General features: G+C 40.6%; 25 protein-coding genes. 4 read left to right on the forward strand and 21 right to left on the reverse strand.

Features of this window, described 5'->3' with window-relative positions; translation table 11 throughout:
- Positions 1-137: 137 nt before the first annotated feature.
- Together JSQ97_RS04335 and JSQ97_RS04340 are read left to right on the forward strand one after the other, a co-directional pair.
- The gene (locus JSQ97_RS04335; RefSeq protein WP_205074924.1) at positions 138-7,049 is read left to right on the forward strand and encodes an LPD3 domain-containing protein; all 6,912 of its coding nucleotides are present in this window, start codon (positions 138-140) and stop codon (positions 7,047-7,049) included.
- 20 nt (positions 7,050-7,069) lie between these two features.
- Entirely contained in the window at positions 7,070-9,760 is a 2,691-nt protein-coding gene (locus JSQ97_RS04340) for a MuF-C-terminal domain-containing protein (RefSeq protein ID WP_205074925.1), read from the forward strand.
- A gap of 3 nt (positions 9,761-9,763) precedes the next feature.
- On the opposite strand, the gene JSQ97_RS04345 is transcribed toward JSQ97_RS04340, so the two are convergent.
- The 21 genes from JSQ97_RS04345 to JSQ97_RS04445 all read right to left on the reverse strand — a co-directional run bounded on the left by JSQ97_RS04345 (position 9,764) and on the right by JSQ97_RS04445 (position 22,887).
- Complete coding sequence (locus JSQ97_RS04345; protein ID WP_205074926.1) at positions 9,764-10,534, reverse strand: hypothetical protein; 771 nt, start codon at positions 10,532-10,534, stop codon at positions 9,764-9,766.
- A gap of 169 nt (positions 10,535-10,703) precedes the next feature.
- Positions 10,704-11,069 (reverse strand): hypothetical protein, encoded by a 366-nt coding sequence (locus JSQ97_RS04350; RefSeq protein WP_205074927.1) that lies wholly within the window; start codon positions 11,067-11,069, stop codon positions 10,704-10,706.
- Positions 11,070-11,078: 9 nt separating this feature from the next.
- Positions 11,079-11,381 (reverse strand): hypothetical protein, encoded by a 303-nt coding sequence (locus tag JSQ97_RS04355; protein WP_205074928.1) that lies wholly within the window; start codon positions 11,379-11,381, stop codon positions 11,079-11,081.
- Positions 11,381-11,587, reverse strand: coding sequence for a hypothetical protein (locus tag JSQ97_RS04360; protein ID WP_205074929.1), 207 nt, complete (start codon positions 11,585-11,587; stop codon positions 11,381-11,383). The genes JSQ97_RS04355 and JSQ97_RS04360 overlap by 1 nt, the downstream gene beginning before the upstream one ends.
- Positions 11,584-11,919, reverse strand: coding sequence for a single-stranded DNA-binding protein (locus JSQ97_RS04365; RefSeq protein ID WP_205074930.1), 336 nt, complete (start codon positions 11,917-11,919; stop codon positions 11,584-11,586). The genes JSQ97_RS04360 and JSQ97_RS04365 overlap by 4 nt, the downstream gene beginning before the upstream one ends.
- Before the next feature lie 271 nt (positions 11,920-12,190).
- Complete coding sequence (locus tag JSQ97_RS04370) at positions 12,191-12,637, reverse strand: single-stranded DNA-binding protein (protein WP_205074931.1); 447 nt, start codon at positions 12,635-12,637, stop codon at positions 12,191-12,193.
- Between the two features lie 251 nt (positions 12,638-12,888).
- Positions 12,889-13,947 carry a helix-turn-helix domain-containing protein gene (locus tag JSQ97_RS04375; protein WP_205074932.1) on the reverse strand — a complete coding sequence of 353 codons (1,059 nt, stop codon included), beginning with the start codon at positions 13,945-13,947 and terminating at the stop codon, positions 12,889-12,891.
- Positions 13,948-14,130: 183 nt separating this feature from the next.
- A complete protein-coding gene (locus JSQ97_RS04380; protein ID WP_205074933.1) occupies positions 14,131-14,592 on the reverse strand; it encodes a hypothetical protein in 462 nt (153 codons plus the stop codon).
- 211 nt (positions 14,593-14,803) lie between these two features.
- Positions 14,804-14,983: a hypothetical protein gene (locus tag JSQ97_RS04385; RefSeq protein WP_205074934.1), complete on the reverse strand. Its 180-nt coding sequence runs from the start codon at positions 14,981-14,983 to the stop codon at positions 14,804-14,806.
- A gap of 96 nt (positions 14,984-15,079) precedes the next feature.
- Positions 15,080-16,021 (reverse strand): prohibitin family protein, encoded by a 942-nt coding sequence (locus tag JSQ97_RS04390; RefSeq protein WP_205074935.1) that lies wholly within the window; start codon positions 16,019-16,021, stop codon positions 15,080-15,082.
- Positions 16,008-16,373 (reverse strand): hypothetical protein, encoded by a 366-nt coding sequence (locus JSQ97_RS04395; protein WP_205074936.1) that lies wholly within the window; start codon positions 16,371-16,373, stop codon positions 16,008-16,010. Before JSQ97_RS04395 ends, JSQ97_RS04390 begins: the two co-directional genes overlap by 14 nt.
- Positions 16,363-16,989 (reverse strand): DUF5406 family protein, encoded by a 627-nt coding sequence (locus JSQ97_RS04400; protein WP_205074937.1) that lies wholly within the window; start codon positions 16,987-16,989, stop codon positions 16,363-16,365. The genes JSQ97_RS04395 and JSQ97_RS04400 overlap by 11 nt, the downstream gene beginning before the upstream one ends.
- Positions 16,973-17,218 carry a hypothetical protein gene (locus JSQ97_RS04405; RefSeq protein WP_205074938.1) on the reverse strand — a complete coding sequence of 82 codons (246 nt, stop codon included), beginning with the start codon at positions 17,216-17,218 and terminating at the stop codon, positions 16,973-16,975. The genes JSQ97_RS04400 and JSQ97_RS04405 overlap by 17 nt, the downstream gene beginning before the upstream one ends.
- A 30-nt stretch (positions 17,219-17,248) precedes the next feature.
- Positions 17,249-17,512 (reverse strand): hypothetical protein, encoded by a 264-nt coding sequence (locus JSQ97_RS04410; RefSeq protein WP_205074939.1) that lies wholly within the window; start codon positions 17,510-17,512, stop codon positions 17,249-17,251.
- Positions 17,513-17,540: 28 nt separating this feature from the next.
- Positions 17,541-17,834 (reverse strand): hypothetical protein, encoded by a 294-nt coding sequence (locus tag JSQ97_RS04415; RefSeq protein WP_205074940.1) that lies wholly within the window; start codon positions 17,832-17,834, stop codon positions 17,541-17,543.
- A gap of 207 nt (positions 17,835-18,041) precedes the next feature.
- The gene (locus tag JSQ97_RS04420; RefSeq protein ID WP_205074941.1) at positions 18,042-18,242 is read right to left on the reverse strand and encodes a hypothetical protein; all 201 of its coding nucleotides are present in this window, start codon (positions 18,240-18,242) and stop codon (positions 18,042-18,044) included.
- Positions 18,243-18,382: 140 nt separating this feature from the next.
- Positions 18,383-18,886: a hypothetical protein gene (locus JSQ97_RS04425; protein ID WP_205074942.1), complete on the reverse strand. Its 504-nt coding sequence runs from the start codon at positions 18,884-18,886 to the stop codon at positions 18,383-18,385.
- 42 nt (positions 18,887-18,928) lie between these two features.
- A complete protein-coding gene (locus JSQ97_RS04430; RefSeq protein WP_205074943.1) occupies positions 18,929-20,107 on the reverse strand; it encodes a DNA cytosine methyltransferase in 1,179 nt (392 codons plus the stop codon).
- 16 nt (positions 20,108-20,123) lie between these two features.
- Positions 20,124-20,903, reverse strand: coding sequence for a hypothetical protein (locus tag JSQ97_RS04435; RefSeq protein WP_205074944.1), 780 nt, complete (start codon positions 20,901-20,903; stop codon positions 20,124-20,126).
- A gap of 11 nt (positions 20,904-20,914) precedes the next feature.
- Positions 20,915-22,075 (reverse strand): ParB/Srx family N-terminal domain-containing protein, encoded by a 1,161-nt coding sequence (locus tag JSQ97_RS04440; RefSeq protein WP_205074945.1) that lies wholly within the window; start codon positions 22,073-22,075, stop codon positions 20,915-20,917.
- Between the two features lie 29 nt (positions 22,076-22,104).
- A complete protein-coding gene (locus tag JSQ97_RS04445) occupies positions 22,105-22,887 on the reverse strand; it encodes a ParA family protein (protein ID WP_205074946.1) in 783 nt (260 codons plus the stop codon).
- Between the two features lie 347 nt (positions 22,888-23,234).
- Here JSQ97_RS04445 and JSQ97_RS04450 point away from each other — a divergent pair, with 347 nt between their 5' ends.
- Positions 23,235-23,657, forward strand: a complete 423-nt coding sequence (locus JSQ97_RS04450; RefSeq protein ID WP_205074947.1) for a Fur family transcriptional regulator — start codon at positions 23,235-23,237, stop codon at positions 23,655-23,657.
- Between the two features lie 70 nt (positions 23,658-23,727).
- Entirely contained in the window at positions 23,728-26,508 is a 2,781-nt protein-coding gene (locus JSQ97_RS04455; RefSeq protein ID WP_205074948.1) for an ankyrin repeat domain-containing protein, read from the forward strand.

Below are 26,508 nucleotides of genomic sequence, written 5' to 3' on the forward strand. Positions count from 1 at the left end.
TGCGATTCTCAGAGATACCCAATCAAGAGCAACGGACTTATTAAAAACAAAACGGTTATAGCTTTACAAGCCGCTACGGCGGAGTATGGTATCCGAGAACATACGAAGCAAAAAAGGCTAATAAGGAATTTGTTAAATTGTTTGCCGAAAAATTCTATCCGTCTGTTGCAGTAAATAAAGCCGATACCGTTACAGAAACAATAATTTCGGCACCGAACGGAATACCCTCAAATCTCTCTGTTGATGATTATGCCTATGTTCACGGCGAAGTATTCAAAAATAAATTCGGAGATTGGGAGAAGGCATGGCGACTTGAAAAGCTGCGGAATGCGCCGGTTATTGAAAAAGACGGCAGCATTATCATCGAAAAAGAAGATATTTCAGATGAAATAAATATTCTTAGAAATGTCGGCAATAATAAAATTCTTGGCGTATTTGCAAAAGAAATCGGGCGCAAAATAACCGGTATTTATCATAACAGGGATTTGAATGTTGATATATCAGTAAATATGGGTGCTATAAATGAAATTAAAAATCATCATATATCTATGAATGGGCATTTGGAAGTAATTCAATATATTCCTGAAATTATTAATGAGGCTATATATATAAGTGAAGAAAAAAATAATGATAAACAAAAACATCCGAATATAGAAAAATATCAATATTTTGTGAGCGGTATTAAAATTGCTGGTGAAGAATATACCTGCAAATCAGTTGTCGGTGTTGATGTAAAAGGCAGACATTACTATGATCAACGGCTTTCACAAATTGAAAAAGGAAAGTTTATAAACATTATTCAATCAAAAAATAAATCCAGCAACTTATCGCCATTAATAACACAGCGGGAAACCGGAGAAGGACTACCTTCCGACAACGTGTCCCCGCTATTGAGCAGGGGGAAGTCAGAGGAGTCCTACGATTATGATACGCGCCTTATTCAAATTTGTCAATGCCCGCAGCTCCCATTTCTTGATAAAAACTTTGAGCCGACAAAAGATACAATTGAAGCCGTCCGGCAGGGGACATTATATTTTACACGGAAAAACAATGTCGATGAAATAATAGATACGAAGTCTTCTGTAAGTGCAATCGAAAATGCGTATGAGTACGGCAGGACGCACAATAAGATGAAGTCCGTCACAGATGATGCTTTAAAAGATTTGGGAATAGCACATTCTAAAATCGGTGAAGGTTCGGATATTTTACAAGCATTTAGAGATGGACAATTCGCACGGAACGATGAACTTGCAAGAAAAGCGCTCAAAACGTCGAATACAAAAGCTCCAGAACAAAAAGACCCTCTTGAATCTGCAATGGCGACACTCGAATCGTACTATAAAGATTCCGTAGGTGGTATGACCATTCAAACGGTAAAAGCAAAGCCGAAAGATATTGTCGCGATAAGGATTGAGTGCCGTAAAATATTAGAAAAATCGGATGACGAGATTACCGATGACGATAAAAAAATTCTTGCTCAATATGAAGGAGCAGGAGGCATAAAAGAAAAAAACAGAACGGTAAACGGTATTCTCAACGAATTCTATACACCGCAGGCTGTAGTCGAAAAAGTTTGGAAACTCGTCGATGCTTATGCGCCGAATGCAAAAACGGTTCTTGAACCGTCATCCGGAATCGGCAAGTTTGCAAACAACCGGCCGAATAATATATTCACGTTTCATGAAATCGATGAAACTTCCGCAAGAATTGCAAAACTGATACATCCCGATGCTACCCTAATACAAGGGGCATATCAAAAGCAGTTTTTCGATGAAAATGAACGCGCTAAAAAATCCGATTTTGTACAGCCGCTATATGATGTTGTTATAGGAAATCCGCCATACGGCGAATATTCAGGCAAATATAAAGGAATGGGAGAGGGAAAAGAATTTGACCGCTATGAAGAATATTTTATTGCAAAAGGACTCGATGCGTTAAAAGACGACACTTCTTTGCTTGCGTTCGTTGTTCCCAGCGGATTCCTTGATACCGCTGACGATAAGCAGAAACAAATTATTGCAGAAAAAGGAATATTGATAGATGCGTATCGGCTTCCGGAAGGCACATTCCCAACAACGGAAGTCGGAACGGATATTATTTTGATGAAAAAGAATAATCAAAATAATTCTGAGAATGCACGGTTCCTATCGGATGGAGCATTCTTCAAAGAATACCCTGAAAAGATTCTTGGAGAAATTAAAACGAGAAAAAATCGGTGGGGAAAAGAAGAACAATTTACTGCGACACATACGGAAAAAACGATACAAGATGAACTGAATAAAATCGATGGCTTTGCAGATAGGATAATCAGACCTTCTGTAAATGTAACCGAAGATAAAAACATACACAACCCTTCCACTGCGGCGGCAACAACAGAACACAAAAAAACGGTAAAGAAAGAAACGCTGAATACAGTTATTGCAAATAACCGTATAATGCACAGAGAAGAATTTTGCGCTTTATACGGCAAAAAATTCGACGAGCATGAGTTTGCAATTTGGAAAGCAACCGATTGGGAAGGGTTCATCGATCTTTCAAAGCTTGCTTCTGAAACTGTACAGGCTCTTAAAGAAAATGAACATTATGTACAGGCCTCTCCCGGTAAATGGACGCATAAAGTTTTATTTACAACCGGCGATATATACACAAAACTGGAAAAACAAAAAGAGCTTTTGTTGTCTGCTTCTGAACAGGAAAAAACATTATACCAAAACAATATAACGTTGCTTGAACAGTCGATGAAACAACCGGTTAAAATGGAAAATATCCATTTCGGATTACAGTCGTCATTAGCGGAAAATTTTATGATTCCATTTCCTTGCGAAGACGGTACTACGGTAACGCGCAATTTACAGGAAGCGTTTATTCTTTGGGCACAAAATGAAACTCCCGACAGCCAAAAAGGACGCTGGTCGCTTGATTTTGCGACTGCAAATATTTCACGAGAAGATCTTCCTGATAATGTATCATGGTTTGATATTATCGAATTTATTGACAGAAAATCCGTAAAAGCCGAGAGAACTTCAAAACGGACATATGGAGAATCGGCAGCCGAGATAAAAGAATTGAAAAATGCACGTAGAAAAGAAGCTGAAGAGAAAAGACAGTCTCGAAGTGATACGGCAAATAAACTCTTTGATAAATTTCTTCATGAGGGTTTGGATAAGCAAACACAGGAAAAACTTGTGTATGTTTATAATAAACAATTTAATTCATACATTATTCCCGATTATGCAAAATTACCGCTCTTTATTGACGAAATGAATGCAACTAAGGGCGAATCCGAGTTTAAATTATATGACCAACAGATAAAAGGTATTTCATTTCTCTGTAATAAGGGAAATGGACTACTTGCATATGATGTCGGTGTCGGAAAAACGGCAGCCGGAATTGTCGCGACGATAAATCAAATGCAAGCGGGCCGAAGTAAACGGCCGCTTATCATCGTACCCAATCAAGTGTATGCAAAGTGGTATACGGATATCCGAGAACTTTTCCCTAATGTTCATATAAACGCTCTCTATAATATGAACGATACGGCCGTTGCGCATTATGTAAATAAAGATGATCCGCATACGTTATATATACCTGAAAACAGTATTACACTCGTTACAGAGCAGGCACTTGAACATATTACGTTTACAGACAATTCCTGTGATGGTCCGTTATTTGAAGACTTCAGCAATCTATTAAGCATTGATTTTGACGATACGGAACGAAAAAATGCAGCAGATGCGGAAAAAATAAAAAGCGTCATCGGAACCGGAGCATATGTCAAAGACACACACTATTACTTTTTCGAAAATTGCGGGTTTGATAATCTTACCGTCGATGAAGCACATCGATTTAAAAATCTTTGGGTGAAACCCAGAGCAAAAATAAAAGGTGAATCGAATGAATATTCCGGTATTCCGAGCGGAGTACCGTCAAAGCGCGCGCTGAAAATGTATGCAATGACGCAGCTTATTCAAAGAAATAATAATGACCGAAATGTGTTTTTGCTTACGGCGACGCCTTTTACCAACAGCCCCCTTGAAGTATATTCGATGCTTTCATATGTAGGACGGAAACGTTTGAAAGCTATGGGAATCAATTCGCTCCGCGATTTCCTTAATAACTTTGCTGAAACGAAAATTGAACTTGCAGTAAACGCAAAGGGAGAAATCGATACAAAACAGGTGATGAAAAGCTGGAAACAGCTGTCGGCCCTACAAGGTATTCTTACGGAATTTATCGATAAAGTGGACGGCGAAGAAGCGGGGATTATTCGCCCGAAAAAGTTTACTCATGTAAAACCGCTTGATATGACTGAATTGCAAAAACAGATGTGCCGAATCGATGAAGATCGCATGAGTGAAGTAAAAGAAGGAAACTCTGCTGCGGTTTTACAGGCAATGACAAATATGCGCATTGCAATGGTCGCCCCCGCCCTTGCAAATCAGGCAAATTATCCCAATCTTACAGTACCGCCGATAAAAGAACTTGTCGAAACTTCTCCTAAACTCAAATTTGTCTGTGATGCAATTATCGATATGTATAAAACAAATCCTGAAAAAGGACAGTTTATGTACTTGCCGTTGGGCAAAGAAGCGCACGGTTTTATTAAAGACTATCTTATTGCACACGGCATTCCGAAAGATGCCGTTGAAATTATTAACGGAAGTTTGAATAATTCAGTTGATAAAAAAGATTTGATTACCGGAAAGTTTAATGACGAAAAAGATAAGCTCAAAATTCTTATCGGCGGGCAAAATACCTGTGAAGGTATAGACCTCAACGGAAACTCTTTTGTCATGTCTAACTGTTCGCTCGGTTGGAATCCGTCTGAAACAATTCAAGCGGAAGGACGGATTTGGCGACAGGGCAATTTGCAAGGACACGTTCATATTGTCTATCCGGTTATGAACGATTCTATAGATTCTGTTCTGTATCAAAAACATGATGAAAAACGTTCGAGGATTAATGAACTTTGGAATTATAAAGGGGATAACCTCAATGTTGAAGATATAAATCCGGAAGAACTTAAAATCGAACTTATTAAAGACCCGATAAAGCGATCAAAGCTGATTCTTGATGAGCGCACAAAAGAGAGTAGGTTGGAGCTTTCGAAAATCAATTTGAAAATCGTATCGTATGACGAAATTATTAATAAAAAAATAAAATTGAATGAAGAAAAAGACGATATCGCGAAAAAATTGGCAAATACAGTACAGTGGATAAACGAAACAAAGGCAAAGAACCAAAGTGTTCCTGATTGGATGCAAAGCAATTTAAAAAGGTACGGAAAAAAAATATACACAGTGGAACAAAATATTTCCGCCATTGATAAAAAGCTCGGTTTATTAGGTATTCACAGCGATGAAGAACATGAACAGTATATCCGAATGCTTAATGAACAGAAACGTGCCGTCGAAAAAAGTATTACGAATTTTAAAAATAAAGAGCTTCCGAAAATCATAGACGAAATGAAACGTCAGCAACTTAAAGATGCGTCGACCGAATACCCCGTAGATATGCAGCGTACAATTCTCGAAAACGATATTCTACATAATTTACGCCCGATGAAAGAAGTTGAATATGAAATAAAAACGATTCGCTTCGAGAATATGCTTGATTTAAAACTTTCCAGCGAAGAAATATCTCAAAACGAATACGATCTGTATAAAAAAGCAGGGTTTGAAAACTACGAAAAATTTATGAACGGCGAAATCGAAAGTCTTGAAAAGATCGACCTTAGAAACGGAAATAACACTATGAATGAAAATACTGAGAAAGAAATTGAAAATAAAAAGCAGTTATCTGATTTGTATACCGATCCGTTAAGTCTTTTTTACGAGGAAACTCATAATGACGGTATTTTAGTAAAATCACCTCAAAAAGATTACGGAATGCCTACTATAGATGACGAATCTATTTCGGAAAAACAAATTACCGAATCAGAACGGATGCGTGATAAAATTATTTTCCCTGTCCTAAACGGAAAAGAAAGTGGAATGTATAAAGCATTTAAAGATTTTGCAGAACACGGGGTGTTTGATATTATCGGAAAATCTGTTGATCTCACAGAAAAAACGAATAAGATTTCTGCCACCGGATGGAGACAATTACAGGCGACGATGCAAATATATCGATGTAAACAGTTTGAAACTTTCAGATATGTTCTTATCGATCGCCATAATGGCGAAATTACAGATCAAATGACCGTAAGCTCTCATATGCCCGATAGAACGGTTGTCTCAAGTCAGGGGAACGATACTCTCCGGCAGGTACTATCACGTGCGGAAGAAAAAGATTGTCTTATAGTTGCGGTACATAATCATCCAAGCGGAAATGTCGAAGCAAGTGATTATGATATAACAACTACGGATCGCATAGAAAAATTATGCAAACGTAGCGATGGACTAAATAGGTTCGCGGGACACATTATTCTCGATCATAATTCATTTAATCTTTATACGCCTCAAAAAGGCTGGAATATGCATTTTATTGATAACGCTAATTCAATAGATGAGTTGAGTAATCAAAATTTTATTTTTAATAAAATGTATATCAATACAAGCAAAACGCTTATCAATGTAGCAAAAAAAATAAATGATACGAATAATTGGAACGATAATTTTATTCCTGTCGCGTTTGTAGATGCGGATTATAAAGTTTCGGGTATTAAGCTGTATGATAAATCGTTTTTTGATAATACGCCGCAGAGAATTAGAAACGAATTTCAATTCTCGGGAATCGAAGCGGGTGCTGTAGCTGCTTTTCCCGTAATCACAAAGAACTTCACGGAAACTATGTCGGTCGTCGATGCGATGCTTTTTGAAGATAAGCTTAAAGATCTGGTACAAAATCATGCATGCTGCGATGTAGCACTGCCGACTATGACGGTAACCGAAAAATACGCTATGGCTCCCGGTCGAGCCTTGTTTGATACATACAATGCAAGAAATGCTGAAATACATGCAACGTGGCAAACGAAAATTAATCCGGATATATTTTACGCTATGGAAGAGAAAAAGGAGTGTAAAAAAAGTCCAGTATTAGTCAGATAATTTTTCAGTTGGAGAATGATATGATAGACCAAGATACCTTATTACAACAAATTGCAAATAATTTTAATCTCTCTACCGATGAAGCCGAAGCGGCTTTGTTGCTGCTCAATACGCGAGCGACAAACCTCGATATGTCGCTCGACGACTATATGCAAACCTATCATCCGGCGGGCTTTTCACAAAAAGATTCCGCTTTAAATGATGAGTATAGAGGCTATGTGCAGTTTCTGGCACATGACGCGAAAGCGATTATTAAAACCGGCAAGACGGCGGATTTCTCGACGTTTGTTCATGAAAACGCGCATATCTTTCGTCGTCAGCTTGCAGGAGATTTAAAGGCGAAGGCAGAAAAAGCGTTCAAAGTTGAAAACGGGAAATGGACGCGCGAGCAGGAAGAATATTTTGCTATCGGCTTTGAAGAATATATCCGTTTACGGATGGCTTCAAGTGAAGATTTACGGCAAGTATTTGAGCGCGGTACGCGCTGTATGCAGCATATTTACAACGGGCTTGACCGGATCGTAAAGCTGAATCCGGAAATTATTAAAGTCTATGACGAACTTTTTACAGAAAGTCGCTTTCGATTTAATCAAAAACGTTTTGAAAAAACGGTTAAAGATATCAATGAAAACAACCTTGAAAAATTTAAAGCATCTCATGTGTATTTGGGTATGACTCCTCCTATCTATCAGGAACTGGGCTTCGAGCGATTACCGGTTATGATAACGGCAAAACATTTGAAGAATGTTATGCAGGATTGGGGCAGCGATATAAATGTGAACTATCACGGACTTACTCCTGACATAATCGCGCAGATACCCGAAGCGATTAAAAGACCGCTTATAATCATGCAATCGCAAAACAAGGAACATCCGGAAGACATCATCGCTGTTGTCGAATTAAAGGATAAAGACAATAAACCGATTATTATTCCGTTTTCCCCGAATAAAAAAGGTAACTTTAATGATATTGAAATAGATATAAATCTCACAAAAAGCATCTACGGTAGAAATAATTTTAATAAGTTTATACAAAATGCTTTTAAAGAAAACAGAATTTTATACTTAAACAAAAAAAGCCGAGATATTGTCCCCCCGCAGGTACAATACCCGCGCAATTACAATTCTCAGCTTTCCGATAAAAGCCAAGTCCCTGCAAGTCCTCAGGTCCAATACCCGAGCAATCAGGGCTCTCAGCTTTTCTATGACAATATAGCACGGTATCAGAAAATTGTCAAACAAAAAATACCGAGTTTTGCAAAATTATATCAAAAAGCTGTATCGGAAAGCGAACAAGACGGAATAAAGTATTCAGACTTTGATAACGAAATAAAAAACAGATTGGAAAAAGCCGCCGGTATTATCAGTGGGTTGAATATTAACAAGGAAAATTATAAGAAAATATTTGAAGTGCTTGATGCCGTAGAGCGCCTTTCAAGTATGGATATTACCTTGCAAAATACAGCCTTCGAACAAGATATGAATAAAACAGACGGAAAAACAGAGCCAGAAGAGACTGTTTCGAGTATAGAAGATTCCGTTAATTATGATATGTATGCCGACGGTCGGATTGTATACGGTGAAACGTTTCTTCCGCCTTTTGTTTCAATTACAGCGGATAATAAACTGAAACCATGTGAAAATTTTGTTGTAAAAACTTATGACAAAAATGCCGGCACATATTTACTCGACAACGGTACGGAACAAATTTCAATGCCGCGTAAAACGCTCGAGACAATACTAGAGCCGGAGACGCTGTATAAAAAGCAATCAAATGACAATCGGATAAACGTAAAAGAAAACGGAATTGTGTTTGCTGATGAGGCGCATGGCATACAAGGTACAATTATCCCTGAATTTTCATTGATTACGCAACACGGGCTTGCCTCGTATAAAGATTGCGTCGTAACAAAATATGATGCACAAAGTCATGTATATACACTGGGCAATAAAGATACGACGCTTACCGTTACGGAAGAAACATTTAAAGAAATTACGGATCCGAAGCGGTTTGAAAATAGATTTGACGAAAATACTCCTGCGTATAAAAAAATGCTTCAGACACAATATAACGATTTCTTTCAAGAGCGCGCAAATACCGCCTACAATTTTAAACATAATCTTGCAGTTTATTGTAGACGCGAAGCAAACTCGCCGTGCGATGCCTTAAATGTCGCAAAAACCATTATTTCGCGTATGAATCCGGAAGAACGAATAAAAACACATAATTTATTAAAAACAATTTCTGGAAAAGATGAAACAATAAATCAATACATAGTCCGCTCATATCATGATGCAATTAAAGAAGTCCCTCTAAACGAAGAATACATCAAATATCATCTGCCGGAAAATAAAATTGCTAGACCGTTTTATGATACCGTTTCGACCGACGGACAGAAAGTCGATAATGATCCTCAGTTGATAAAATTAGGCAATAACTATAATCTTACCGTAGGCGACAGTTTACGAAATGTCGCTATCGCTTCGGATAAACTATTCGGCTCAGGAAAAGAGAATGTTCATTTTTCCGAACTCAAAGTGATTTCTGCTTCAAAAGAAAATAACACGATAACGCTTATGGACAAAAATAAATCCTTTATTGATCTGCCGCGAGATACCGTATTGGATGTCTACAAGCAGCAGACACTTAAAGAAATTAAACGACAACAGCGCATTGAACGAAATACTGGTATGGAATTCTCATACGGCTGAACTTTATTTGATAAACAGCTGTGCAAGCATACAGACAAAAGACGTTAAAGCAAGGCTGTAAACGATAAAATCCTTTTTATTGAATTTTTTATCTTTGACACTCGGAACGCTTTCAATAAGTTTTTTGTTCTCAAGCTCGCATTGTTTTAAAAAATCGATCGATTGCTTTTTTACCGTTTCCAAATGCACTTGGCATTTTTCAGTATATGCCTTTATCATCCCATCCGCTTGGCCTTTTAAAATTTCATATTCGTTCTTTGAATTCGCAAGCAATTGCTTTGAAATTTCTGCAAGTTTCTGATCGGCTGATTCAGTATACGAAGATGAAACTTTTTCCGTTTCTTCCTTGAATTCCGCTATGCTCTTTTTGATTATATCGTCGGCTGATTGCAATTCATCAATCTTGTTTCCTATGCCGATGACACAGTTATCAATTTTATTTGTTACTTCTCGAATAAAAAGCGAAATTTCAGCTTTCTCTTTTTGCAGCTGCGTTTCGAGCAATGCAACTTCAGAGGCAAGATTTCCGTTTTTTATGCGTTCTTCAAGATATTTTTCATATGTGCCTGCAATATCGATCTTTTCTTTGAGGGAAGACGTGGAATCAATAAGCGCATTAAACTTTGTTATCGTCTCGTCTCGGAAACGGTCTAGCTCCGTATTCTTACTGTCAATCAGTGTGTTTACAATTTCTTTTAAATCCTGCACATCATTGAGTGTTTGTGCAAGACCGATTAAAAAATTCTCCGCATTTGCCTGCGGAATCGTTATCATTTGCGTTCCGGAAGATTTTCCCGTTGCGCTGCTTTCCGTTTGAGATGCCGTCATCTCTCGCGGGGATAAATCATTGATAAGTGCCATACTCATTCCTTACCATCAAGATAGGGACAGCATTCCCTAAACCTTTGCGACTTGGGCTTTGCTGCACAAAACCCAAGTTTTTTTATTTCCTTCGTTCCGATAAATTACGTTCAATACGGACAGGAACGCCGTTTTCCCAATATTCTTCCGTATCGCCTCCTGCATCGACAACTTTTTCGATAAAGCCGCCTTTCCAATATTCCCAGTGCATCGGATATTCGATCGCCGGTTGATCATCTTTGGAATCAATAAGCCCGTTAGAAAAATTGAAAATGACAACGACGTCGCGACCGTCAATAGTCATCGTTTTGCTGTTTTGTCCTTCAAGTATTGTTTCGCCCACATAGAATTGTTCCATCTGAAAATCCTTGAAAGGCGAAGTTGACTGTTGATACAAATCATTTTGCTTAAAACGCTCTTTCATCATTTCAATGTCTTCTTTTGTCATACAACGCTCCTATCTTGTATTTTTATTCGGCACTTGTCTCCCATCATGCCACCATTCTTCATATCCGTCTACGGTATCGATAACTGCCGGCTCGTTCTCACAATGCAGCATACCGTCCTTCCAATGCTCGATATGTGTACCGTCCGCTGTCTCAATCGCAGGAAAAATAGTTCCTTCTTCATCAACAGCGTCATTCAAAAAACCTTCCTTTACACGAATAATAATCGTATCATCGACGATATAATCGCCGTCGGCAATCTCTCCTTCTTTTGTTATAATTCTCATATATTGATAATGTTTGAAATTTTTCATTACAAGCTCCTTTCCCCCGTTGAATAGGGATTATTGCGTTTGACTTCTTTTGCAATTTTTTCAAAGTCGGACGATACTTTATCCGCCGATTTTAATATAGCTTCGATGAGACGGCATAACGGAGAACTTTCGCAATTATTCAATTCATCCGCAAGCACTTGTATGTCTTCTGCTGTCAGTTTTATCGGTACTGTTATCGTCCTCATGTTATTTTCCTTTCTTTGTATAAGGGACAAAGCGTTACATATTCGGCGGAAATATATTTCTTTTCTTTTTCCTCTCCGTTCGGCGCTATGTACTTTTTTTGCCGCAAAAAGCCTGCTATGACGACCTCTTTATTTTTTTTAAGGTAATCGTAGATATGAGCGGCCGCCTCTTTGATAAAATGCACTTCAATGCTCATCGGTTCAGATTTTTGATAGGGCAAGCCCGTATCAATTACGGAAAATTTGACAAGCGGCGTTTCTCCGCTGCTCGTATGTACCAATGTCATTTTTGCATCCTCAATAATTCTGCCGTGCAAAGTGATTGTATTCATTGTGTCATTCCTGTTAAAAATATTTTAAGTGATAAAATGCAAAGACAATATGTAAGTACTTTAGAAAAAGCCCTTTGTTTCCAATGCCAGTAATCATATCGATCGTAACGGAAAACATACGATATAATAAAAATAATAAAGCTCCCGCTGACAATAAAAATAATTACGGCAAGGAATGTAAAACGACTGTTTATAAAATACAACCAATATACCGATTTTTTTAATAATCGTAATAATCTTTTCCAAGCGAAAATCGGCATATACGTCATTTTTAATTCAGCTCCTCACCTTCGAAATAAATCGCATCCGCTTCCGATTCCTGTGATTCGGAAATGATCTCTTCTTCGTACATCGGAATTTCAGAAGTGTCGGACGCATTTGCGGTTTCGGATTTCGGATCGAAGATAAGCTGTATGCCGTTTACGCCGATGGAAATGATACTCTTCTTTTTTCCGTCTTGTATCCATCTGTCCTGCTTTAAAAAACCGCTGATAATAACCTTTCTCCCTTTGGTCAATAACGGCTGCATCTTTTCCGCATACGTTCCGTAAATAGCGAGTGGGAAAAAATGACCGATATTTTCATACTGCCCTTGTTCATTTTTTCTTGCGCGGTTTGTTGCGATTGTGAATCTGACAATTTTCAAGCCATTGTCACTTATTTTCATCTCCGCATTTCGGACAATGCGCCCGAAAAGTTTTACATCGTTCAGTTCCATGTGTAACTCCTTGACCGATACATATCGGTCTTATTTGATATAATTAATAATTTGTGTGATAGCACCTATGAGCCCTGCGATACACACAAATATCCATCCGGTTAATCTGATTGTCCAGACAATTCGATATTGTAACGGCTGGTATTTGAAATTTTCCCGGAACCGTTTAATACGCTTCCGTATAGGAAGCGATTCATCGTTTTTGTCTGATATTTTATTCTCAAAAAATTTAAGCCATTGTAATTTTTTTTTCATGCGTCAATCCTGTATTTTTGATAAATTTTATTTAGACTGCGATCAAATTCTGTGCGCACGGTCATATCTTTTATGCTGAGAAGCGATCCGTAAGATTTTTGAAACGTAGTAAAAAAATCATTTAATTCTATTTGCAGTGCATTTCTCTCTTTTTCCGGTAAATTAAAAATTTGTTTTGCTAGTTTGACTTCTTTGTCGTCCGATATGAGATACATATCAAATCCGCATTGAGGACAAGTGGTGTAGTTGTTCGCTTTATCATACCCGCATACAGGGCAGGTGATATACGCTTCTGCTTTTACTACTTGACCTGATGTAATAATAAAATCCTGAATTATATTTGAGCTTTGTGCGAGTTTGTAGAACATATTTGTTATACTTACAGGCTTTCGCGCGTGAGTTCGCTCATATACGTAATCAAGATATTTTGACATGACTTCTTGTTCCGTGATTTTAAAATCACCGAACAGTAAAGCGATCTTTCCGGCAAAATCACTGTCGAACGGGTAATGAGACCCGAATAGCTTTTTAATTTTTGAAATTATGATATCTTCTGCTGCTTCTGTTTTACATCCGGAAGTAGAAGTATTATTAGTCTTATCAGTAGTAGTATTGGGTCTAGTTTCTTGACCCGCCGCGGGTCTAATTTCTTGACCCGTACCGGTCAAATTTCTTGACCCGACTTTTTCTTCGGGTCTAGTTTCTTGACCCGAAGAAGTATTATTGTCTGGATCGTGCTTTTGCCGCGATACGGCAGTATAATACAAGCAAAAATGCTGATTGCCTCGAGCTGTTTTTGCTTTGTCGAAAACAGTGACGGTTTTTACATCCCTTTTGATGAGATGACCGGCGGCAACAAGTTTCTGTAAAATCGTAAGCACTGTCTCTTTTGAAAGATTGGTTTGACGCATGATATAGTCGACTGAACCGTAAAAATATGATTGCCCGTCCTGACAGAACCCGTGTATAATTGCATAAATTATCAGTTCGCTCGGTTTGAGTTTGAGATCGTGTATCATCCATGTTTCAACCGTAAAGTAATTTCCCTTATCCATAATAAATTCTTGTAAAATGCGTGTTATTGCACTGCCGTTTTAGAGGACAATGTTTTCCATCGTCAAACAAGGAACAAAGAGAACAGAGGTGTTCCGGCTGCGCCACATGAGTTTCTTTGATTCCTTCCGCACTAATATTGAGAATATCTCCGGTATCAAATGTAAAGCGATGATTTGCGAAGGTCATTTTGTTTTCTCCATTTTTATAACATGCTCAGTATAAATTCGATCTATTAAAAGATGTGCATTGTCAAGCGCCTTTACAAGTCGTTCGTACTCTTCACTGTGTCCGTGATCCGCAAGGTTTTGTTTAAGATACTTTAGAAAAGAAGCTTCTGGCTCTTCTGTAAAATCAAAAAAAGTGCTGCCAAAAAACAACATAAAAGGCAACAACTCTTTTATGTTGCATATGTAATCATCCCTCTGTCGATCGAATATCTGCGCTCCGATCGTTTTTAAATAACGCTCTACAGTTTTTTCATTTGCCGTATGCACAAGTCCGCTACACCTACTGCTGTATTCATTGAGCCCATGGAAAAAAGCTGTTTTCTCTTTCTTCTTTTTATTCCGTAAAACCATCTTCGTATACAAGAGGATAAGCCAGAGAGCACCGGCATATCGTGTTCGTATCAATCCTTTTCGCATTCTCTACACTCCGTTTCATTCCGAAAATTTTCGGAATAACGATCATCGACACGGAGCCTTCCTGTGTCGTATAAATACATCATGTACATTACTAAGGGGGACAGTGCAAACAAAACGGTAAGCCAAAATGCCCACAGTTTACGATCGCGACGCGCACGTTTCCAAAGAAGGGGAATATGTTTAAGTTCTGCAATGTAATATGCGTTAAAAGTCATTTTTTTGTTGCCTCCTTCTTTTTCTTATCCGTCATCAGCAAAAATGTTTCAAATCGCTCACACGGTTCCATACTTTCATGTGATAAATGCGCGAGCTTTCTCCATAAAAATGCACAGTCGTTTCTATCGAGCGTGCAAGTTTTAAAACAGACAGCACTTTCAAAGCTGTCTTCCATCTGTTTTTCCCATGAGGTTTTTAAATACTGCGGCTTTGATTTATTAAACATATGTTTTATCCTTTCTGTTTAATAATTCCGTATCGATGTTTGTTTTTATCTTGTCTCCTGTGTCGGAAGCGGAATATTTACGATTCCACCTGACGCAGTAAGCGGTATATACTGAGGAACGAGAATTCCATTCCACTTTTCGTAGTATGCCATCTGCTCTTCATGCTTCCACTGCTGCTGCTGTACTGCCATATTCTGGGCGACCTTTGCGTTATAGTATGCAATGCCATCCGCCTCAGCTTTCTTTGCTTTCGCCTCATTTTCAGACTTTATTAACTGTGCTTCCGCATCTAGCTGCATTGCCTGTTTTTTAGCTTCAGCTTCACGTACCAGTTTTTGTGCATTTGCAGCTGCAATATTCGCTTCCTGTTCTGCCTGTTTTACCTGCTGCGTTCTATTCGCGGTTTCTTTTATTTGCCGATCAAAATCATCAGACCAATCCCAGTTGGTTATTGTGGTCTGGCTTATTGTTATAGGATAGTCGTGCATTCGTGTAAGAATTGATTTTGAAACTTTTCCGGTAACTTCCGCCTGCTTTTCTACAAGTTCATAAATCGAATATTGCCCGACAACCTCTTTGACGCTGGCAATTATGTTGCTCTTCATTGCCGACTCAACAACCGAATCTCCGTATCTTGTAGCAATATCCATAATTCTGCTTTCGTCATAGGCATATTTAACGGTTACACTCGTCCCGACGGTTTGCATATCTTTGGTTATCGCCCCGCCGTTACCAACTGAAAAAGCTGCATCATACGTTTTGGGCGCAATAGAATATTTCTTTATTTTAGCCACAAAAGGCATATGGAAAATAAGTCCCGGCTGAATAACATTACCAACTACTTTACCAAGAACGTACTTCACGCCTCGTTCCCGTTGCTGAACGATTGAGCATGAATTAAGCATCGTAATCAATGCAAGTATAATACAGATACCTGCAAACCCGATTTTCTTGAACTGTTTGACGTGTTTTTCAAAATAATTCATTCTTTTCCTCCTGTTTTAAGGTTGTGATTTTATCAACCGCTTTCTGTGCTGTTGCCGCAAGTACTAACGCTTCAGCTGCACAACAAAAAGCGTGGTTGTATAATGACGTAAGCCATACGTGATCCTTATCAGAAGTATTGTTCTTTATGTCGTTCCAGTACTCCCATAAAAATACTTTTGCCGTATCCAATTCATTTCGCGTCTTTTCTATGCGTTCCTTAATCACCGCGTATGCTTCATGCGGAGAACTAAATTCCGGATATATCGCATCCGCCTTTTCTAATTCCGCTTCCGCCTGCCGCGCGATCGATGTAATCAATTCTTTTATACGTTTGTTTATCTTAGTTATCATTTTCACTAAAAAGACTGTTTCTAAATGTAAATAAGTCGTCCATAATATTTTCCGCTGCATTTTCAATAGCTTCCAGTTTTTTGTTTATTAGGCTTTTTAAAAATGCTGTCATATCTGCGGCTTCTTTTTCACTTTCATTTCCATAACCCTTATCGTAAAAATAGTTTTTCAGTTCTTTTTCAAGATTATTCATTTCGTTTGTTCCCCTTGTGTTCTGTGCGTTTTTCCCTTGTCCAAAGACAAGCCCGTCGTTTAAAAGCCCGCGATTTAATAAATCTTGTTTTGTCGCAAAGCGTGCCGTTCCATGCAGGTGTTTTTTCTCCGGCTGTATGTCTATTATTTCAGCTCCGATAAAAAGCGGATGAAGCCAATCTGTTTTTTCTTCTGAGGTTTCGTCCACCTCTAACTCTTTACCCGTTTTAGGATCTTCCAGCGTAATTCCGTCAGGATACAGTTCATATAACTGATCGAGCGCTCCTTCTATGATGTCAAAACCCAGACAGTTTCCAAAAACAGATACCGTGACTTGCTTGCGATATGTCCATATACCGAGCGTTACGACTACCTTTTGTTCTGTCATTTGACCGCAATAACACAGGTTACGATTGTAGTTCATACTTTTCTCCTTGCTTTTTGTTAATTTCATTTTTCCCGTTACCGTTAATTTCCGTTAAGACCCCAAAAACCGAAAAAAGAAGAAATACAATGGCAGAAATGCGAAATTTTACTAAGGATTTATTGTCGTTGTTATCGCCGGTATTGCTCACTATAAAACCGCTTATAAAAAGTATGACGCATAAAATTATACGTCGGTGATTTGTAATAAAATTAAAAATATCCATCATATTTATCCCCTCAGTCTGCTATCTAAAAAACTATAATTTTGTAAAAATCAGAACAACAATAAGAAGTAGACAACAATATAAAAGAGTTTCAGTGCTTGCAGATCTGTGTTCATTCGTGTTCGTTGTTATATGTTTTTCATCATCGGTATCATTGGTGTTTTTTGTTTTTGACAAAGAACCACGCACAATAATTATTAAAAAGCATACAATATCAACAAAGAGAATAGCTCCTAAGAAAAACGGATGGTCTAAAATAAACCCTAAAACAACCGTGTAAGGATCGGACATATCCATTGCTTTTACTCCTTTTTAATCTCAATTATTAGAATCCGAAAGCAAGCTGCTTCTGATCCGTGTATTTCCGCCAAATATCGTCGGCAAGCGTTTTTGTCTTGCCGTTTATCATGAGATATGTTCGGGCACTTCTCGTGATGCCGGCCATCGTTGCGTACTCGGTACGCCCCCGTTGCGGTGCACTTTTGTAGTCAATGGGATTTTCCGTGCTATGATCGGAATAGGTAAATAATGCCAAAAAGCAATTTTCATGCTGTGTAATGACTACCGTAAGCGTTTCACAGCCGTAGCGTGTGCCTTCCGTACTCTGTTCGTATTTCATTCTTTATACCCCATCATCTGTTCGTTTTGCGGCTTTATAAAAATCGCCGTTCTTATTACGTTTACGATAGCTGTAACAACAGGCTAGAAATTGATCGACCGGCTGATTTTCCGAACCGATGCTGTATGCCAGTCCCACTATTTCTAAGTCATCATTGCCGTGTTCTCTACGCAAGAGAGTGCGCGCTCTTTCTACACAATTACACATTTATTGTTCCTTCGGTAAATTAATAATTTTACTTCCGCACGGTGTGCCGTCATCGGAAAATTCGTAATTTTCAAACAACGTTTCAACCCCTATAATGTCGTTTGATGTCATGAGGGTTAAACAACCATACTTTATAACAAGCCAATTCATTGTAGTGTTTTTACGCGTGATCCACCCGCCGTGTTTTTTAATTGCTTTCATTGCTTCTTCGACGCTCTCAAATGGCTTGTAAACCCTGTTCTTATGTTTACGTAAAAGTATGAGCACCTGTTCTACACAATTACACATTTATTGTTCCTCCGGTAAATTAATAATTTCAATCTCGCATGGACTTTTATTACTTATGGAGTTATTTCTCTTCCAATCGGCATAAACTCATCATTCGCATACTCATATCCGCTTCGCATTGCTATATGATAAGCGCCGTCATCACTAAACTTGATTCCGCTGCGACTGTAGAACAGCGTATAGTCATCGTCTGTGTCGTCATCGGGAAGGTTTTCCGTATCGATTGTTAAACCTGCATATCGGGCGATCTCTTTAATATCTCGAAGTGACAGATGAACTATCTGTAAGTCATCAATTTTTTCAGATATTTTCTCTTTATTCCTAAATCCAACTTCGGCAGGTGGCGCGATAAGGTAGGCATAAATAAATGTACCTTTGTTCGATACAAATCGGTCAACATTGTTATCTCCAAACAAGTGCACAAGAGACTTCGGCGCATAGTCGTTTTGCACATATAGCCGCAAATCATGTATCGTGTTTGCAAAAATGCACTCGCTCCCGATCTGCAGTTCGTCCGCGTTGAGCGCGGTGTAAACACAGCTTTTGTCAAATTCCATACTGTATCTCCTTTAATCTTTTAAAGCTAATTTTCATCCTTGTTATCTTTGCATTCGATTATTTTCGTAATATGAATTTGCCAGCGCTTTTGCAAATCCGGGAGGAACCGCATTTCCGATTTGTTTTACCCGCTCGGCACAATTTCCCGTAAATATATAATTTGCAGGAAAACCGGATGCTAAAGCCAGTTCATGCGGTTGGAGCATACGAAAGCCTATATCAAATCGATAACCGGTAGAAATAAAAGAGGGTGATACAAGACAATGTTCGTTTTTTGTACAGATTGTTGATAAAGGTTTATGAATACTGCGGCTTCTATCTTTTGCAGAAGCTTGGCTTATTGCAGTAACAAAAGGCGTAACAAGCGCATGATGTGCTCCGGAGCAAGTAATTGACGGCAGCGGAAGTCCTATGTCCCGTGCCGTTCCCGTACCTCGTAAAACAGCAAGAAAGGAATTTGTATGTATTCCTCCGAATTTCTTAACTCCAATTTCTATTCTACGTAATGTTGCCGTTGCCAACGGTTTTTTTCGCGTAAAAATAGAGGGACAAGGTATAGACCAATCTATTATTTCCCTTGCCGACTTCCACTGCGGTAAGCCAAAGAGATTGTTTTTATCTTCGTGATGTGTCGGTTGCGGCCAAATTATTTTCTTTCGTCCTTTTACCGCTTGGATAAAAAGACGTTTACGGATAGTTGGAACACCATAATCTGCAGCACAAAGTACTCTCCAGTCAATAGTATAACCAAGCGACCGTAGAGACTGAGCAAACGCTTTGAAAGTACTGCCCGAACGACTTTTTATAAGTTTTCCATCCTTATCAAGCGGCCCCCATGTTAAAAACTCCGGAACATTTTCTATAATAATTCTTTCTATCCAAAGTTCCGATGCCCATTTTAAAATAGCCCATGCCGTAGCTCTGCTTTGTTCCGAGCGAGGGCGACCTCCGCGAGCAAGAGAATGATGAGTACATTCAGGACTTGCCCAAAGTAAGTCAAGTCTTTGCTCCGGTACAACTTTTATCGGATCGAGATGCTCAATCGATTCACATAAATGTTCCGCCGACGGATAATTTGCAGCATGAGTTTCTATAGCTCTTTCCCAATGATTTATCGCTGTAAGATGTATCTTGTACCCATTTAATTCGGCGGCTTCTATAAGTCCTACAGATTCTCCGCCACCGCCGCAAAACATATCTACAATATGCAATTTATTCATTACGAATAGCTCCCGTTTATATGCTTTCAAGCTTTTCTTGTATCTGCATGAGACGTTCGCTTAGACGCGCAATTGTCTTTTTAAGACGTTCTGCTTCATGTTCCAATTGTTCAGGGCTTTCAAGGTCGTCGTCCGTTGCCTTGGTCTTTTGTTTTGCAATCGCTTTTACCTGTGCAACGGTCTTTCCCGCGTCCGCTGCTTGCTGTGCAGCCTGTTTTATCGCAGGGTCTTTTGCAAATTTGACTGCTTTTGCAATTTCATCGTTATCATTGCTGCCGCTCATTTTGTTATCCATATATTCTTTTGCTTTGTTGCGTGTCATTTGCAAATCATGCTCGATGACATCTTCGATTCGTTCACCGTTGTGTTGGCAGCTGTCATACAGCTTCGCGATTATGAGTCCGAGCTGTTTTTGCGCTTCTATGATTTTTTTCTGGATATCTACGGCTTCTTTGATAAGCGTCGTAGTTTCCGTACTTCTTTCGCGTACGTAAAGCTTCAATTCGATCGCTTTATCGATAAGGTCATAAAATGTTGCCCAGAAAATGCCGGAATGTGATTTTACGGTTCGCACGCCCTTTTCGGTCGTCAATATATGATGTGTCAATTCGTGTATTGCCGTATACATGACCGCATCGTTTGTTGTAAAGTTTTTGTTATGCAAAAGTATTTCATGGGTGTCCGGTTTGTATAAACCGTTTACCTTGCTCGATTTTTTGCCCGTCTGAATAACCGTAAAGTCTATTTTGCACTCATAGAGTTTGATAAGAGCTGTCTTAATTTCCTCATTGGTCATTTTCTAACCTCTCATAAAGAATGATTATTAAATGTATCGATGATAGCTTCGTTTTCTTCCGATAATTGAAACTTAATAAGTTCACTGCCGGAGAAATCGGTGATATCGTGATAAACTTCTTCGGGCGTTCTGCCTTTGCTTACTTCCGCCAGCGCATAGCAAAACAGTTTTTCTCCGAATTCTCCTGCACCTTCCCGATACCCGTCGTCGTATCCTTCCTGATAACTTTCCTGTCGAGCCTTGATAACTTTTTCTTCGAAATCCGGTACGTTATCGGGTTTTACGACAGGACGCTCTTTGCCGTCAGTATGGCTAAAATTTAGCGCGGCGGGAGTATCTTCGAGACTTGAAATGGATTCGGATATGTCGTCAAACTCGGTCGATGTAACTTCATCCGTAGTTGTGTCATCTGTAATAGACGGAACGCTTTCTGTGGTTTTTGATTGTGTATTACTGCGTTTTTTGTTGTTTTTAATCTCTGTATAGATATCCTTTATACTTGCTTTCCCGTCTTCCAGCCGGGCACGTTGTTCGTCGGAGGCTTCTTCATCGACGGTTTCTTGTTGCAAAATTTCGTTGTATACTTGATTAACCGACGATTTTCCTAATTCAATACGATCAATCTGATCCTGACTTGCTTTGGTGCGAACTTTATGTGCCCGTTCGACTGTTTTTTCCGATACCCCGAGTTCTTTTCCGATTGCTTCATTTTTATTGCCTTTAATGCCTTGAATATAATCACTGCCCATCAACTCGCCGATGTTTTTCAATAAGTCTATACCTTCAAGATTTCTCCTATTTACTTGCAGCTTCAACGCATAACGATACGCATCTTCGAAATTATTAAACTGATGTTTAAAATATGGAACGGATTTTAAACCGGCGAGTATTGCGGCTTGCATTCGTGTATATCCGTCAATAAGTATGTAATGCTCATTACCTTCGGCATCTTTCATATACCAAATGTGTAGCGGCTGACTGTTATCGAAGTTATCGAGCTTCATGCTGTCGGCAATTCGTTGTAATAGATTTCCATCAATTGTAAATAGGCTTTTAAATCTCTTATCTTCTTCTATTTTCTCTATCAGGATAATTTCCGATAATTTTAATCCGTTATTTGCAACGGGAAGTGTCCCGCCGTGTGCAGCCAATATATTTATTCTTTTTGCCATAATGATCCTCTCGACCGACACGTGTCGGTTCAGAATTTCTCCACGTTATTTTCTTTGCCGGTAATCATATTGACGAGTTTATTCATCTCTATCGCAAGTCGTTTTGATCCGACGATCGGACTGTTGATACTTATCTTTGTATCTGTCTGTGTATAATTGTTCGCGGCAGATGTGTGCGGGATGTGAATATCAAGAATATTTTGAAATTCACTTTCAAAAACTTTTACGAATTGGCTCTGTTGAGAGAATTCAAACGGGGCGAGTTTTTCCTGCCAGTGCGAATAGAGCAAGTACCATTTGTTTACTTGCTGAGGACAATCGTCATAAAGCTGGCGTTGTAAAAATTTTGTTGTGGTAAAATTGAATGATGAGAATTCAAGAGGAGTGAGTATTATATCGGCGGCGTTTAGGGCATTGATTACAATGTTATCGTATGTAGGCGCCGTATCGACAACAATATAGTCATAAGGAAGATCTCTTGATTTTAGCGTTTTTTGTAGTTCATTATATCCAATGCCGCGTAATTTGAAAATATTCAGATGGCTCGGCACAATGTCGATATTTTCAATTCGTGTGGCAATTACATAATCCATAATGTTGTTATGGCTAAGAGCCTCAAAAACATTATGTGATTCAATGATTTCTTCAATCCCTTCTATACCTGTAGTGAAGAACATAGTTCCGGAATTGTTTGGGTCCAAATCAAAATAACCGACTTTGTAACCTCGTGCAGCAAGATTCGTTGCCGTAAGAATTGAACCGGTGGTTTTACCTACTCCACCCTTTGCACTCGCATAAACGATGACAAACATAGTATTTCCTTCCGCAAAGAGTCAGTAGATAACAGTATCTGCCCGCCCAAGTGTTTTTCTGTTATCTACTGACAAAATAAAAAAGACAGCCTGAAGAACGGGTAGTTTTCAGTCTGTCTTTAAAGCAGCCATTTGTAAAAATGACTAAGGAAACACCCGTTCATCTATCCTTAGTAATTCTTTACAAGGCTTTGCAATACGAAAAAATTCCGTGTTGCTGCGGAAGCGAAAAAATCCGGAATTGATGAGATTTACAATCGGGGGACTGTACATTCTTTTTGAAAACGGCTATAGTAATCGAACGGATATAGAAATCAATCGGATATAAAACAGGAAGAGGTGCAATTATGAAAAATTACCACACAACACTCAGCGAAGCCGGCGTCAGACCCTCGGTACAGCGTGTCGCGGTCTACTCCTATCTGTGCGAACATCCCGTACATCCGACAGTGGAAACGCTCTACGCTTCCCTGTCGCCCGAATATCCGACGCTGTCGAAGACGACCATATACAATACGCTGAAATTATTCGAAGAAAAAAAACTCGTGCATTCTCTCAAAATCGAAGACGATAAACTCCGCTACGACGCGGACGTACGGCCGCACATCCATTTCAAATGCGAAAAATGCGGCAAAGTGTTCGACGTCTTCGACGACGCGAATATCGCCGACTATATGCTCAAAAGCACGAACGCCCTTCCGGAGGGTTTTGTCATGACAAAGATGCAGACGAATATGTGGGGCATCTGCCGCGACTGCGCAAAGCGCTGAATCGATTTCGCTCAATCGTCCGTCATTTTTTCCCGATATTCTAAAAAGAAATCTATCGGGAGAAAATACGATGATCAAAAAAACACTCGCATACACGGCGGCCTTCGTCCTCTGCTTTTTCATATTCGGATGCGCGTCGACTCCGAAAGAAACGTCCGCCGTCTCATTGATTTTGAACGGTAAAAGCGACGAAGCGAAAAGTCTTTTCCAATCAAAGTACGATATAAACGAAACCGACGCATCGGGGAATACGCCGCTCCACGCCGCCGCGATCATTGACGACGCGGATTTGGCGCTCTTTTTATTGATAAAAGGTGCCGACGACACAAGAGTCAATTTCGAAGGAGATACTCCGCTGCATGCCGCAATCAAAAACGACAGCTTCGGCACAGCTCGCGTTTTTGCGGAAAACGGAAGCGGTGTCTTCGTGCGCAATGCGGACGGAAAAACGGCATTCGTAGAAGGATTGGAAAAAAGCAATGCCTACGCCGCGGCGTTCATCACGCAAAAAACGGGAAGCGAGCGCGATACGGACGGAAACACGATCGTTCATTACTGCGTGGGGATGAAAAACGAAGGCGCAGTTCGCGAATGCATCAAAAAAGGTATCGGCATCTCCACACAAAACAAGGCGGGAAAAACACCGCTCGACATCGCACTCGAAAATTCCGGCGACGAAAAATCCGTCGCAATCGCAGCGGATTTGATAATGGCGGGCGCTGAAACGAACGATATACAATTTTCGTACTTTCAAACGGCGGTTTCGGAACGGAACTTCGATTACCGCTTCGGCGACGGACAAACGCCGCTCCACATAGCTGCGATACAACATCACAAAAGCATCGCACGCTATCTCCTCGCAAACGGAGCCCGCACATCGGTACAGGACATAACGGGAGCGGCTCCTCTCCACGAAGCCGTCCGCTACGGCGATATCGACATCGCAAAGGCGCTGCTTGAAAACGGTGCCGATGCAAACGCGGAAGACAATCTCGGAAAAACGCCCGTCATGCTCATCATACCGGATCGGGAACAGGATGCGATGTACCGCCTCCTCATCGCATACAAAGCCGACGTCGCAAAAAAAGACGCATACGGCGATACCGTGCTGCACACGGCAACGATGGCATCTCTCTCCCCAGCCGTCCTCGAGCTTCTTGTTGCAGGAGGAGCTGATGTAAACGCACGAAACAAAGACGGCGTGTCGCCGCTTTTGATAGCCGTGCAAAAACGCAATTTCGACCACGTCAAATTCTATGCCGATCGCGGCGCCGACATCAATTCGGCCGATAAAGCGGGAAACACTCCCCTTTCGCTCGCGCTCAAAGACGGCCAGACGATGCTCGAAATGCTCGTCAATCGAACGAACGCACTTTCACACGATTCGAACGGTAATACGCCGCTGCACACCGCGATCATAGCCGACGCATCGATCGAGCAGATCCGCTACCTCGTAAGTCTCACCGGCGACGTCAATGCGCGGAACAGCGACGGCAACAACGCGCTCTACCTCGCAGTCGAAAGGAACAACAAAGCGATCGGCGAACTCCTGCTTGCAAAAAACGCGGACATATTTTCAACAAACAACGCCAACGATTCGCCGCTTCATCTTGCGCTGAAAAAAGGAGGTGACACGCAAGATTGGCTCGTCACGTCGCGTACGATCACTGCGACGGACGGAAGCGGCAACACGGCGCTCCACTACGCAGTCGAATGGGGACTGCAGGCGGCGGTCGTGTCGCTCATCGAAAAGGGCGCAAATCCTCAGGCTGAAAACGCAAACGGAGAAACCCCGCTTTTCAGCGCAGTAAAAACGAACGATCCCGCTATGATCGCCCTCGTCGTCAAGGGGGGCTCGTCGATAAAAGCCCGCGACCATTTCGGCAGCAGCCCGCTTCACGCGGCAGTCCGCCGGGATGCGGATGCCTCCGTGCGGGAACTCATACGACTCGGCATCGACGTAAATGCGCAAAACGTCGCCGGAAAATCCGCGCTTTCGGAAGCCGTGCTTGCGGGAAAACTTTCGACGGCGAAAGTATTGATCGATTCCGGAGCCGATATAAACGCAAGCGACAACACGGGACGAACGATCCTCATGGATGCGATCAAAGGGCAAAACACGGGCGTCATCGCAATGCTGCTTTCAAATAAAGCCAATCCGCAGATCCAGGAAATCAACGGACGAAACGCGTATCACGAAGCGGTGCTGACCGGAAACCCTGATGTTATCGCGATGCTGCGGAATGCAGGAGGCAAAGCGCTCTCCCGCGACAAAAACGCCAACACGCCCTTTTCGCTCGCATTTGACAAGAACGACGACATCATAAAAACCGTACTCGGCAGCGACAGGACGATAACCGACAGCGACGGCAATACGCCGTTTCACATAATCGTTCAGGCAAAGGGCCCCGCTCGAATTCTTTCGATGCTCGCCTCTCTCGGTTACCCCTCCGACACGCGGAACGCAGAAGGCATCACGCCGCTCGGCTATGCAGTCGAAAACAACGATGAAAACTATGCGCGCATTTTGCTGCAAAACGGCGCAAATCCTTTTTCATCGATCGACAAAAAAGGGCGGAATGCCGCGACGATCGCGCTTTCAAACGGAGACGGCAAAGTGCTATCCGACATCGTCAAATACGCCGGAACGAAATCGGACATCCAAGGCAATACGCTCCTGCACTATGCAGCGAGGACGGCATCGACGGACACCATACGAAAACTCCTCGCATACGGACTCGACGCAAACGCAAAAAACATCTCAGGCGAAACGCCGTATATGACGGCTCTCCGCTGGAAGCGGAACGATGCGGCGGAAGTGCTGAAAGCTGCGGAAAACGCAAAGCGATAG

Origin of the sequence: Treponema sp. Marseille-Q4523 (genome assembly GCF_016901105.1) — a bacterium.
Lineage (GTDB): Bacteria > Spirochaetota > Spirochaetia > Treponematales > Treponemataceae > Treponema_D.